We start from the raw sequence: 11,610 nt of genomic DNA, 5'->3' as shown, positions 1-11,610 counted from the left end.
CCTCCGCGGGGGGCTGGGCGCGCTTGGCCTTCCGCCGCCCCGCCCCGCGGCCCGGGGCGCGCCGCCCCCCCCCCCCCCCCGGGGCGGGGCCCCCCCCGCGGGGGGGGGCCCCCTCCCGTGTCGGGTCGTCGCGGCGTGCGCGTCAGCGCAGTGCCCCGGTGACCGGCTCGACCGCCGCGAGCAGCCCGCCGTCGCGGACGAACGTCTCCGCGCCGGCCAGGTCGGGGGCGAGGAAGCGGTCCGGGCCGGGGCCCTGCACGCCCGCCGCGCGCAGGGCGGTGATCGCCGCCCTGCTGGCGGGGGCCGGGGTCAGCCCCTCACGGAGTTCGACCGCGCGGGCCGCCGCGTACAGCTCGATCGCCAGGACCCGGGTGAGGTTGTCCACCGCGGTGCGCAGCTTGCGCGCCGCCGACCAGCCCATCGAGACATGGTCCTCCTGCATCGCCGAGGAGGGGATCGAGTCGGCCGAGGCGGGTACGGCCAGCCGCTTCAGCTCGCTGACCAGCGCGGCCTGCGTGTACTGAGCGATCATCAGACCGGAGTCCACGCCCGCGTCGTCCGCGAGGAACGGCGGCAGGCCGTGCGAGCGGTTCTTGTCCAGCAGCCGGTCGGTGCGGCGCTCAGCGATGGAGGCGAGGTCCGCCACCGCGATCGCCAGGAAGTCCAGGACGTACGCCACCGGGGCGCCGTGGAAGTTGCCGTTGGACTCCACGCGGCCGTCGGGCAGGACCACGGGGTTGTCGACGGCGGAGGCCAGCTCGCGCTCGGCGACCAGACGGGCGTGTGCCAGCGTGTCCCGGCCGGCGCCCGCGACCTGCGGGGCGCACCGCACGGAGTAGGCGTCCTGGACGCGCGGCGCGTCGTCCTGGTGATGACCGGTCAGGCCGGAGCCCTTCAGCACGGCCAGCATGTTGGCGGCCGAGTCGCCCTGCCCGGGGTGCGGGCGGATGGCGTGCAGTTCGGGCGCGAGCACCTTGTCCGTGCCGAGCAGCGCTTCGAGGGAGAGCGCCGCGGTGACGTCGGCCGACCTGTACAGCTTCTCCAGGTCGGCGAGCGCCATGACCAGCATGCCGAGCATGCCGTCGGTTCCGTTGAGGAGGGCGAGCCCCTCCTTCTCGCGCAGTTCGACGGGGGCGATGCCGTGCTCCGCGAGGAGTTCGGCGGCGGGCCGTACGACACCGTCGGGGCCCTCGGCGTCGCCCTCGCCCATGAGCGTCAGCGCGCAGTGGGACAGCGGGGCCAGGTCGCCCGAGCAGCCGAGGGAGCCGTACTCGTGCACGACCGGGGTGATGCCGGCGTTGAGGAGGTCGGCCATGGTCTGCGCGACCTCGGGGCGCACACCGGTGTGGCCGGAGCAGACGGTCTTCAGCCGCAGGAACATCAGGGCGCGCACGACCTCGCGCTCGACCCGGGGTCCTATGCCCGCCGCGTGGGAGCGGACGATGTTGCGCTGCAACTGGGTGCGCAGCTCCGCGCTGATGTGCCGGCTGGCCAGCGCCCCGAAGCCGGTGCTGACCCCGTAGACGGGTTCCGGCTTGGCCGCCAGCGCCTCCACGATCCCGCGCGCCGCCGCGAGGGCGGCGAGGGCCTCCTCGGAGAGCTCGATCCGGGCGTTCGCGCGCGCCACGGCCACGACGTCGGACGCGGTGACCCCGGACGTCCCCACCACCACAGTGTGCATATCCATATTCAGGAGCGTACGCAGTGAATTCAGCAATGTCACTAGCGGACGGCGGGTGGACCCCTTACCGGGGCGGGCGGTCCCGACTCACCGGGGAGGGCGGCCCCGACGGCCCGATCCGGTGCGCCCGATGGCGCCGGACGGGGACCGGGGACCGCGGACCGGGGAGCCGGGGGCGGGGACCGGTTCAGTGTCGCCCGCGGAAGCGGCGGCGCTCCCCCGCCTCGGGCGGCGGCGCGTCCGCCAGGCGGAGCACCGGGTCCTCCGGCCCCTCCCGGCCCGCCACCACCGGCTTGGCGGCGTGCAGGGCCTTGGCCCGGTACTGGGCCGCGTCCGCGAGCCGGAACAGCCGGCGGGCGGAGCGGACCGTGCCGATCGGGTCCTGGGTGGAGGCGACGCCGCAGGCGACACCGTCCCCGAGTTCGAGTTCGGCGGCGCGGCGGCAGACCTCGTCGGCGATCCGCACGACCTCGTCGGCCGGCGGCCCGACCGCGATGAGGCAGAACTCGTCGCCGCCGAGACGGGCGACGAGAGCGCCCGGCAGCATCGCGCCGCACAGCGACAGCACCGACCCGAAGCGCTCCAGCAGCCGGTCGCCGACCGCGTGCCCCTGGGTGTCGTTGACCCGCTTGAGCCCGTTGACGTCGCAGACGACGAGCGAGACCGGGATCCCGTCCCGGCGGTGGCGTTCGAGGGCCTCGTCGAGGCGCACGTCGACGGCGCGGCGGTTGGCCAAGCCCGTGAGGGCGTCGGTGAAGGCCAGTCGGCGAGCCTCCTCCAGACGCTCGGTCTGGGCGAGGCCCGCGGCGACGACGGAGGCGAGGACGGTGGCGAAGTCGGCGTCGGCGGCGTCGAAGACCGGGGCGCCGGTCGCGCGGGCGACGTACAGCTCTCCCCAGGCCCTGCCGTGCAGCACCACCGGCGCCACCACGCAGCAGCCGCGGCCGCGGCGGCGCAGGGCGGCGACGCGCTGGTGGCGGTACCCGGCGTGGCCTGCCTCCGTGCCCCGCGCGGTCTCCACCCAGGCGCTCGGGCCGCCCCCGCCCGCCCAGCGCTCGTGCAGGAACTCGGTGATCTCCGGGAACTGGTGGACGGGGTAGGTCTCGTCCTCGGGGAACTCCTCCTCCCCGGGCGCCCGCTCCCCCACGTTGGCCAGGACCCGCAGCCGTCCGCGCTCGCGCTCCCACACGGAGAGCGCGGCGAAGTTCCCGGCGAGCGCCCGGCACGCGCCGAGCGCGGCGGCCCGCCAGGACTCCGGTGGGTTGTGCGCCGCCGCCATCCCCTGGGCAAGCACCACCACGGCACGCAGCCGACTGTCCTCCTGCATCACCCCAGGCTAGGGATGATCAGGCCCACGCGCCGCACGACCACCCCGGCCGCGGACGGCTTCCGCCCACCGACCACCGCCCCGTCCGCCCACCGGCCCGTCCGAGCACCGCCCCGCGCGTCGACGAGCCTGCACGCCTCCGCCCGCCGGGCCGCCCGCACACCTGCAGCGCCCGCGCCGCACGCGCCGCACGACCGCCCCGGCCGCGGACGGCTTCCGCCCACCGGCCGCCGCCCCGTCCGACCAGCAGCCACCGACCCGCGCGTCGGCGCGCCTCCGCCCACCGGGCCGCCCGCGCACCCCGTGCACCCACACCGCCTGCACGCCTGCACGCCTGCAGCGCCCGTACCACCCGCGCCGCCCGCAGCGCCCGCGCGTCAGGGCGTGTCTACTCGCCCGGCCACTGCGGGGTGCGCTTCTCGTTGAACGCGGCCACGCCTTCCGCACGGTCCCCCGAGAACGCCACCGAGCGCCAGGCCGCGTCCTCCACCTCCAGCCCGGCCCGCAGATCGAGGCCGTGGCCGAGCCGCAGGGCCCGCTTCGCCGCCCGCAGACCCACCGGGGAGTTCGCCGCGATCCGTGCGGCGAGGGCGAGCGCCTGCGCGCGGTCCTCACCCTCGGCCACGAGTTCGTCCACCAGACCGAGCTCGCGCGCCTCGGCGGCCTCCAGCCGGCGGGCCGTGAAGACCAGTTCGGCCGCCCGCGCCGCGCCGACCCTGCGGGGCAGCAGCTGCGTGCCGCCGCCGCCCGGGATCACCCCGACGGAGACCTCGGGCAGTCCGAGCACCGCCGTACGGTCCGCCACGATCAGATCGCAGGACAGCGCCAGCTCGAAGCCGCCCCCCAGGGCGAAGCCGTGCACGGCGGCGATCGTGGGCATCGGCAGCTCCAGCACACCGGTGTAGGCGGCGCGCGCCACCGGGCGCTGGCGCACCAGGTCGAGGTCGGTGAAGGAGTTGCGCTCCTTGAGGTCGGCCCCCACGCAGAACGCGCGCTCGTGCGTCGACGTCAGCACCGTCACCCGGGCGTCCCGGTCGGCGGCGAGGTCCGCGCAGGCCGCGCCGATCGAGCGGGCCATCTCGGTGGACACCGCGTTCATCGCCTTCGGCCGGTCGAGCGCCAGCTCCGCGACATGTCCGTGCCGCCGTACGACGACGAACTCGCCGAACCGCCGCTCGTCCGCCTGCTCCGCCATGACACCCTCCCGGTTAACGCGGGTTAACTACCGACGCCCCGATCATGACAGCCGGAACGGCCCCGCGGAAGGAGTTCCGGGTCCGAGCCGGACACCGGGCCCGGGCGGTCAACCCTTCCCACACGTCCCCGTTCGGGTGACATCCGGGCTGTCTCCCCGCCGCCTCCCCCCAACCCGCACATAATCTGCGCACCGCTGGGGCGCATCGGGGGATCACGGGCAACACCGAAGAGGCACGGGCCATGACGACAGACACGACCACCATCACCGATACCACGACCAGCGCCGACACCGCGGCCGTCACCGCGGCCATGCCGGCGGCGGACGACTCCGCCGGCGGCCTGTGGTCCCGCCCGGGGGGCCGGCACCGCAAGCCGCGCCGCAGGAGCGCGATGCTCGCCGTCGGCGGCCTCGCGCTCGTCGCGGGGGCCCTGGCCCTCGTCCGTCTCGGCTCGGACGCGGTGACGGGCCAGGGCGCCGCGCCCGCGCAGGCGGAACCCCGGATCAGCACCACCGACACGGCCGCCGCGACCACCACCGGACCCGGGACGGGCGGCGCGGACCGGCACACCGCGATCCGGGTGCCGGGAACCACCCGGGCGGCGACGGCGGACTCGGCCGGGACCAGCCCGAGGAGTCTGTCCGCGCGCCCGCTCCCGTCGGCGTCGCCCCCCTCCGCCACGGACCCGGCGACCGGGATCCCCGAGGTGCCGTCGGCCCCGCGGTCCCTCGTCGCACCCAGGGCGTCGACGGTCGCGGGGACCACCGTGCCCGGGCCCGTCCTGAGCGGCACCGGGAGCGCGGCCACGACGACGAGCCCGGCCGCGCAGGCTTCCGCACCCGACACGGAGCCGGATCCGGACGAGTCGGGTCTGTGCGTGACGCTCATCGGGCTGTGCCTCGGAGGCGGTTGAGCCGGGCCGGGGGTGGGGTGGGGCCGGGCCGGGCAGAAAGGATTCAGTACTTCGATCTTGCGGTATTGCGGTACGACGATCGGTCCGCCTGCTGCGGCGACCGGTCTACGAGGAAGCCTCGCGCCGGTTCAGCAGCCATGGCTCGATCACGCCGAGCCCGCGCACCGGGCGCTGCCACATCGGCTGGAGCGCGAACCGGTACGAGGGGGGCTCCTCGCCCTCCTTCTCCGCGGCCGCCGCGGCCTCGGACGCCTCGGCCTCGGAGGCGGGCGCCTCGGTCGTACGGACGAGCTCCTTGGCGAACGCGCCGTCGACCAGGACCGCGTCCCGAGGGGCTATGGACGTCAGGCGGCTGGCAAGGTTCACCGTCGTGCCGAAGACATCGCCCATCCGGGTGGTGACGGTGCCGAAGGCGATGCCCACGCGCAGTTCCGGCATGGTCTCGTCGTGCGCCATCGTCTCGATCAGGCGCAGGGCGATCTCCGCGGCCGTACCGGCGTCGTCGGCCGCGAACAGCACCTCGTCGCCCAGCGTCTTGATGAGCCGACCGCCATGGGCGGCGACCAGGTCGGCGGCCGTCGTCTCGAACGCCTCCACGAGCTCGCCGAGTTCCTCCTCCTCCAGGCGGCGGGTCAGCCGGGTGAAGCCCACGAGGTCCGCGAAGCCGACCGCGAGGCGGCGGTCCACCATCTCCTCGTCGTCCGCGGCCTGGACGACCCTGCCGGTGGCGGCGGCCAGCTGGCGCCGCCAGACGTAGACGAGGAACTCCTCCAGCTCGGGCAGGAGCAGCTCGACCAGGGGGTACGTCACCTCGGTGCGGGTCATGCCGGGCTCGGGGGGCTCGGTGAGGCCCTCCAGGAAGGAATCGATCTGCCATTCGGCCAGGCGGGCGGTGGTCTGCCCGGTCGACCGGGCCACCTGCACCGCCATCGCCTCGCTGAGCAGGCCCGCCTCGACCAGACCGGCGAGGCGTCGCAGGGCCAGGACGTCGGCCTCCGTGAGGGCCTTGGCCTGCCCTATGTCCGCGAAGCCCATCGCCCGCCAGAAACGGGAGGCCAGCTCCATGGACACACCTGCGCTGCGGGCGGCCTGGAAGGGTGTGTAGCGGCGCTCCGCGCCCAGGATGAGCTGCTCCAGACGGAGCGCGAGGGGGTTCTCTTCCGGCTCGGCGTCCGCGTCCGGCTCGGGTCCGCCGTCGGGAGCGGGGTGTACGCCCGTGCCCGAGCCCGTGTCGTCGACGGTCACGCGTGCTGCCCTTCCGATCTGCCGCGGTCAGGTACGACCGCGGTCAACTCTACGGCAGGTGTGCGGTAGCTCACTCCTCAGCGGGTACGTCCCGGGGGCGCGGGGGCGTGCGATGCGTCGCGCCGTTCCCCGCGCCCCCGAGAACCGGGGCCCGGCACCGTCCGCACGCGCGGGTACGCCGTGGCCGAGCGCGCAGTTCCCCGCGTCCCCAAGATCGGGAGCCCAGGTCCGCTCGCACGTGCAGGTACGTCGTGGTTCGTCGCGCCGTTCCCCGCGCCCCCGAGAAACCGGGCCCAGCACCGTCCGCACGCGCGGGTACGCCGTGGCTGAGCGCGCAGTTCCCCGCGCCCCCAAGATCAGGAGCCCAGGTCCTCTCGGGTGGTGGGGGTCAGGCCTGGCGTAGGTGGATGATGTCGCCCGCGCCCACCGGCTCCTGGACGCCGTCCTTCGTCGCGAGGACCAGGCGGCCGTCGCCGTCGATCGCCACCGCCTCCCCGACGAGGGAGCGGTCCCCGGGCAGTTCCGCCCGGACCAGGCGGCCGAGCGTGGCGCAGCCCGCCGCGTAGGCCTCCTGCAGGCCGCTCGCCGCCGGGTCGCCGCCCGCCGCGCGCCAGCGGCCGTACCACTCCTCCAGGGAGCGCAGCACGGCGCGCAGCACCGGGTCGCGGTCCGTGGTCCGCGCGCCCGCCAGGGCCAGGGAACCCGCCGTGGGCACCGGCAGCTCGTCCTCCCGCAGGGTGACGTTGAGGCCGACGCCGACCACGACCCCGTCGTCCTCCGCGCGTTCCGCGAGGATGCCGCCGGCCTTGCGCTCCTCGTCGCCCACGGAGATCAGCAGGTCGTTGGGCCACTTGAGTGCCGTGTCGACACCCGCGACCCGGGACAGCCCCGTCGCGACGGCGACCCCGGCGAGCAGCGGCAGCCACCCCCAGCGCGCCACGGGCACCTCGGCGGGCCGCAGCAGCACGGAGAAGAAGAGGCCCGAGCGGGCCGGCGCCGACCAGGTGCGGTCCAGCCTGCCGCGCCCCGCCCTCTGCTCCTCGGCGATCAGCACGGCGCCCTCGGCCGCCTTCCCGGCCGCCGCCAGCGCGACGAGGTCGGTGTTGGTGGAGCCGGTGCTCTGCACCACGTCCACCCCGGACCACAGCCCGCCCTCCCCCAGCAGCGCCCGGCGCAGGGCGACGGCGTTCAGGGGCGGGCGGTCCAGATCGGACCAGCGTCCACCGCCACCGGAAAGGTCGTCGGACGGGTCGTTCGCGTCTGAGGCATCTCGCGGCATCATGCAAGCCACCCTAGGTGTGGTAAACGCCGCACTGCCGACAGGTAGGCGCGCCACTACGCTACGGATGAGTAACCGTTCGTTCTTCTGAGCAGGCGTTTCTCGAAGCACCCTTGAGCATGCATGCTCGAAAGCACTTCACCCTCACGTCCCACTGAGCAGGCAGGGAGCCGCATCCCGATGTCCGAGCCGGAAGAGATCGACATCCACACCACCGCGGGCAAGCTCGCGGACCTGAAGCGCCGGGTCCAGGAGGCGACGCACGCCGGCTCGGAGCGTGCCGTCGAGAAGCAGCACGCCAAGGGCAAGTTGACGGCCCGTGAGCGGATCGAGCTGCTGCTCGACGAGGACTCGTTCGTGGAACTGGACGAGTTCGCCCGCCACCGCTCCACCAACTTCGGGCTGGAGAACAACCGGCCGTACGGCGACGGTGTCGTGACGGGGTACGGAACCGTGGACGGGCGGCCCGTCGCCGTGTTCTCGCAGGACTTCACCGTGTTCGGCGGTGCGCTGGGCGAGGTCTACGGCCAGAAGATCGTCAAGGTGATGGACTTCGCGCTGAGGACCGGCTGCCCGGTCATCGGCATCAACGACTCCGGCGGCGCCCGCATCCAGGAGGGCGTCGCGTCGCTGGGCGCGTACGGCGAGATCTTCCGCCGCAACACCCACGCCTCCGGTGTGATCCCGCAGATCAGCCTGGTCGTCGGCCCCTGCGCGGGCGGCGCGGTCTACTCCCCGGCCATCACCGACTTCACGGTCATGGTCGACCAGACCTCGCACATGTTCATCACCGGCCCCGACGTCATCAAGACCGTCACCGGCGAGGACGTCGGCTTCGAGGAGCTGGGCGGCGCCCGCACCCACAACTCGGCGTCCGGCGTGGCCCACCACATGGCGGGTGACGAGAAGGACGCCATCGAGTACGTCAAGCAGCTGCTGTCGTACCTGCCGTCCAACAACCTCAGCGAGGCCCCGGTCTTCGCGGAGGAGGCGGACACCTCGGTCACCGCCGAGGACCTCGAGCTGGACACGGTCGTCCCGGACAGCGCGAACCAGCCGTACGACATGCACACGGTGATCGAACATGTTCTCGACGACGCCGAGTTCTTCGAGACGCAGTCGCTGTTCGCGCCGAACATCCTCACCGGTTTCGGCCGGGTCGAGGGGCACCCGGTCGGCATCGTCGCCAACCAGCCGATGCAGTTCGCGGGCTGCCTCGACATCGAGGCGAGCGAGAAGGCCGCCCGCTTCGTACGGACGTGCGACGCGTTCAACGTCCCGGTGATCACCTTCGTGGACGTGCCCGGGTTCCTGCCCGGCGTCGACCAGGAGCACACCGGCATCATCCGCCGCGGCGCCAAGCTGATCTACGCGTACGCCGAGGCCACGGTCCCGCTGATCACGGTCATCACCCGCAAGGCGTTCGGCGGCGCCTACGACGTCATGGGCTCCAAGCACCTGGGCGCGGACCTCAACCTGGCGTGGCCCACCGCCCAGATCGCCGTCATGGGCGCGCAGGGCGCGGTCAACATCCTGCACCGCCGCACCATCGGCGAGTCGGACGAGCCGGAGGCGACCCGCGCGCGGCTGATGCGGGAGTACGAGGACGCCCTCCTCAACCCCTACGTCGCCGCCGAGCGCGGATACGTCGACGCGGTGATCATGCCGTCCGACACCCGCCGCCACGTCGTACGCGGTCTGCGTCAGCTGCGCAGCAAGCGGGCGTCCCTGCCGCCGAAGAAGCACGGCAACATCCCCCTGTAAACCCCGGACCCCCTGGAGCGGACATGACGATCAAGGTCGTACGGGGCAATCCGACCCCCGAGGAGCTGGCCGCCGCACTGGCGGTGGTCCGAGCCCGCGCCGCGGTGGCCGCCGCCGAACCGTCCGGCGGCGCACGGCGGCGCGACTCCTGGGCCGACCCCGCCCGTATCGCCACCCGCCGGCTCCCGCAGCCGGGTCCGGCGACCTGGTCGCGGACGTACTGGCCCGGCTAGGAACTCGTCCACCCCCTTCGTCCCGCGCCGCGAGAGCCGTGCGGGACGAAGGGGGGCGAGGGGACGAGGACCGCGTGGCGGAGTTGAGTACGCGTACTCAGGCGGCGCGGCGGCCCGGCGGCGCACGATCGAAGGCATGCTGTGGTCCGACCCCGACGACGAGCCGCCGGAGGACCTGCGCCGGGCGCAGGACATGGTGCGGCGACTGGGGGTCCTCCTGGCCCTGGCGGTGGTGGTGGCGATGCTGGTCGTCGGCATCCGGTGAGGTGCGCCGATACGCTGAGCGCATGACCGATCAGCCGCGTCGCCGTCTTGTGCTCGCATCCCAGTCCCCCGCCCGGCTCGGACTGCTCCGGCAGGCGGGGCTCGATCCCGAAGTCATCGTCAGCGGCGTCGACGAGGACGCCGTCACCGCCCCCACCCCCGCGGAGCTCGCGCTCGCCCTGGCCGAGGCGAAGGCGTCGGTCGTCGCGGCCCGGCCGGAGGTCAAGGGGGCGCTGGTCATCGGCTGCGACTCGGTCCTGGACCTGGACGGCCAGGCCCTCGGCAAGCCGGCGGACGCCGAGGAGGCCACGGCCTGCTGGAAGGCGATGCGGGGCCGGGCGGGCACGCTGCAGACCGGTCACTGCGTCTGGGACACGCTCAGCGGGCGGCACACGTCCGCCACCGCCTCCACCGTGGTCCGCTTCGGTGAGCCCAGCGACGAGGAGGTCGCCGCGTACGTCGCCTCCGGTGAGCCCCTGTACGTCGCGGGAGCCTTCACCCTGGACGGTCGCTCGGCCCCGTTCATCGACGGCATCGAGGGCGATCACGGCAACGTCATCGGCATCTCGCTGCCGCTGGTCCGCCGACTGCTGGCGGAACTGGGAGTCGGCATCACCCAGTTGTGGGCCCCGGCCGGGCACTGAACGCCGGCAGGGGCCTCACGGGGCTGGTCGCGGGGTCCTTCAGGGGGTGACCGGCGCGGGCGCTCCTCCGCCCTCCCCGACGTCCCCCCGGGCCGCGTCCTTGCGCAGGTCCACCGTGCCGCGGGTGCCGTCGGCGCCGGTCCCGCCGCCGTCCGGGGCGCCGCGCTCGGGAGTCGCCCCCGCCGGGCGCTCCGGCCGGTCGTACATCATCAGGGTGAGCAGGATCAGCCCGAACACCACCATCATGTACGCGAACGCGGTCCAGCCGATCAGGCCCACCATGAGCGCGCCGAGCAGACCGTGCACCACCGCGGCGCTGATCAGGACGATGCGCCAGAACCCGGACGGGGCGCGGTCGCGCAGGGCGATGAGCAAGGCGGCGACCGCGCACAGGGCGAAGTAGAGCCCGAAGACGACGCCGCCCGCCTTCGAGGACATCTCCATCGTGTGGGGGTCGACGCCCGCCATGGACATCTTCTGATGGCCGGCGATCACGCCGAGGACCCAGTTCAGGAGCGCGATGCCGATCGCCTCTCCGAACAGGACGATCGCCACCACCGCCGCAACCGGTCTGCGGATCACCGGCCTCCACCCACCTTCCAGCACTCTTACGTGTTACCAGCGGTACGTTCAGGGCTCGCGTTCGGTCTCGCTGCAAGTCGTCGCGAACGCTACTAACGGGTAAAGCTCCGTACAAGAGTTCTGGCAGGGGCAAAGATTCATTGGGCCATTAGTAGGGACTCCACAAAGAAACACGACCCCTGGCAGGACGACTTCATAGAGACCTTGACCACATCGGAAGGCTAGGGTTTTCGGGTGGACGCCCCTGTGCGGCGATGCGACAAGGGGTTTCGCCGGTGGAGTGACCCTCGTTTCACGCTCCGTGTGGGCAAGGTCACCACTGGGGACGGGTCGAAACGTCGTGTCGGCTGTCCCTAAACTCGGCTTGTTTCAAGGAGAGGGAGCCAACGTGCGCAAGGTGTTGATCGCCAACCGTGGCGAAATCGCTGTCCGTGTCGCCCGGGCCTGCCGTGACGCCGGGATCGCGAGCGTGGCCGTGTACG

Annotated in this window: 12 protein-coding genes; 6 read left to right on the top strand and 6 right to left on the bottom strand. The window is 73.6% G+C overall.

The window, feature by feature from the left end; genetic code table 11:
- Positions 1-142: 142 nt before the first annotated feature.
- From hutH to AB0C59_RS34485, 3 genes are all read right to left on the bottom strand, one after another.
- Positions 143-1,681 (bottom strand): histidine ammonia-lyase, encoded by a 1,539-nt coding sequence (hutH, locus tag AB0C59_RS34495; RefSeq protein ID WP_363011755.1) that lies wholly within the window; start codon positions 1,679-1,681, stop codon positions 143-145.
- A 187-nt stretch (positions 1,682-1,868) separates the two neighbouring features.
- Complete coding sequence (locus AB0C59_RS34490; protein WP_363011753.1) at positions 1,869-3,008, bottom strand: sensor domain-containing diguanylate cyclase; 1,140 nt, start codon at positions 3,006-3,008, stop codon at positions 1,869-1,871.
- A 388-nt stretch (positions 3,009-3,396) separates the two neighbouring features.
- On the bottom strand, positions 3,397-4,203 hold the full coding sequence (locus AB0C59_RS34485; protein WP_363011752.1) for an enoyl-CoA hydratase-related protein: 807 nt from the start codon (positions 4,201-4,203) through the stop codon (positions 3,397-3,399).
- 242 nt (positions 4,204-4,445) lie between these two features.
- Here AB0C59_RS34485 and AB0C59_RS34480 point away from each other — a divergent pair, with 242 nt between their 5' ends.
- A complete protein-coding gene (locus tag AB0C59_RS34480; protein WP_363011749.1) occupies positions 4,446-5,117 on the top strand; it encodes a hypothetical protein in 672 nt (223 codons plus the stop codon).
- A 105-nt stretch (positions 5,118-5,222) separates the two neighbouring features.
- Here AB0C59_RS34480 and AB0C59_RS34475 read toward each other — a convergent pair whose 3' ends face one another.
- Both AB0C59_RS34475 and AB0C59_RS34470 read right to left on the bottom strand, forming a co-directional pair.
- Positions 5,223-6,362: an adenylate/guanylate cyclase domain-containing protein gene (locus AB0C59_RS34475; RefSeq protein WP_363011747.1), complete on the bottom strand. Its 1,140-nt coding sequence runs from the start codon at positions 6,360-6,362 to the stop codon at positions 5,223-5,225.
- 388 nt (positions 6,363-6,750) lie between these two features.
- Positions 6,751-7,644 (bottom strand): biotin--[acetyl-CoA-carboxylase] ligase, encoded by an 894-nt coding sequence (locus AB0C59_RS34470; protein ID WP_363011744.1) that lies wholly within the window; start codon positions 7,642-7,644, stop codon positions 6,751-6,753.
- A gap of 177 nt (positions 7,645-7,821) precedes the next feature.
- Here AB0C59_RS34470 and AB0C59_RS34465 point away from each other — a divergent pair, with 177 nt between their 5' ends.
- The 4 genes from AB0C59_RS34465 (at position 7,822) to AB0C59_RS34450 (ending at position 10,546) form a co-directional block, all read left to right on the top strand.
- Positions 7,822-9,405, top strand: coding sequence for an acyl-CoA carboxylase subunit beta (locus AB0C59_RS34465; RefSeq protein ID WP_363011742.1), 1,584 nt, complete (start codon positions 7,822-7,824; stop codon positions 9,403-9,405).
- 23 nt (positions 9,406-9,428) lie between these two features.
- A complete protein-coding gene (locus AB0C59_RS34460; protein WP_363011740.1) occupies positions 9,429-9,638 on the top strand; it encodes an acyl-CoA carboxylase epsilon subunit in 210 nt (69 codons plus the stop codon).
- A gap of 136 nt (positions 9,639-9,774) precedes the next feature.
- Positions 9,775-9,903 carry a hypothetical protein gene (locus AB0C59_RS34455; RefSeq protein WP_363011738.1) on the top strand — a complete coding sequence of 43 codons (129 nt, stop codon included), beginning with the start codon at positions 9,775-9,777 and terminating at the stop codon, positions 9,901-9,903.
- A 22-nt stretch (positions 9,904-9,925) separates the two neighbouring features.
- Positions 9,926-10,546 (top strand): nucleoside triphosphate pyrophosphatase, encoded by a 621-nt coding sequence (locus AB0C59_RS34450; RefSeq protein WP_363011736.1) that lies wholly within the window; start codon positions 9,926-9,928, stop codon positions 10,544-10,546.
- 39 nt (positions 10,547-10,585) lie between these two features.
- Here the strand turns inward: AB0C59_RS34450 and AB0C59_RS34445 are convergent, their stop codons facing one another.
- Positions 10,586-11,128 (bottom strand): hypothetical protein, encoded by a 543-nt coding sequence (locus AB0C59_RS34445; RefSeq protein WP_363011734.1) that lies wholly within the window; start codon positions 11,126-11,128, stop codon positions 10,586-10,588.
- A 388-nt stretch (positions 11,129-11,516) separates the two neighbouring features.
- Here AB0C59_RS34445 and AB0C59_RS34440 point away from each other — a divergent pair.
- The coding region (locus AB0C59_RS34440; RefSeq protein WP_280842533.1) for a biotin carboxylase N-terminal domain-containing protein at positions 11,517-11,610 on the top strand (94 nt) is incomplete at its 3' end.

Origin of the sequence: Streptomyces sp. NPDC048664 (assembly GCF_040650555.1) — a bacterium.
Classification (GTDB): Bacteria; Actinomycetota; Actinomycetes; order Streptomycetales; family Streptomycetaceae; genus Streptomyces.
Note: the sequence above shows the minus strand (reverse complement) of the source record. Positions and strands in the feature narration are given on the sequence as shown.